Source organism: Vibrio sp. 10N.222.49.C9 (genome assembly GCF_041474985.1).
GTDB lineage: Bacteria > Pseudomonadota > Gammaproteobacteria > Enterobacterales > Vibrionaceae > Vibrio > Vibrio crassostreae_C.
On record NZ_JBFRVD010000310.1, the window covers coordinates 1 to 383 of the forward strand.

A 383-nucleotide genomic window follows, 5' to 3' on the forward strand; every position below is an offset into this window, starting at 1 on the left:
GTGCCGTTTTGAGTTTAACAGCAACGACTATCAGCTAGAAGTGGACCCTGAAAACTCCGCGTTTCGAGTGACTAGAGTGTCAAAAGCAGAAAACGATGACTTCGTAGAATATCAGGGAGGAAGTCATCATATTTCAGAGTTTATAAGTCTTGAGAACAGCAGAGAGTTTACTTTTAGTGTGAGAAACAACGAGCAAATATTGCAGGTAAATGTTAACGACAAGTGATATCTAGCACGTAGGTTATGTCGTTAGATGGATCTTCACATCTCTAGCACTTAATGCACCAAACAAAGCACAAAATCCACCTACAATTGCGATTACGAACAACGAGGCAGTCCAGTTGCCTGTGGCTTGATGTAAGTACCCAAGAAGCGGTGGTCCT

Annotated in this window: 1 pseudogene; it reads left to right on the top strand. The window is 42.3% G+C overall.

From position 1 onward, the window contains the following. Window positions 1-226: pseudogene (locus AB4585_RS23275) on the top strand (hypothetical protein); the annotation flags it as partial. Window positions 227-383: the final 157 nt, after the last annotated feature.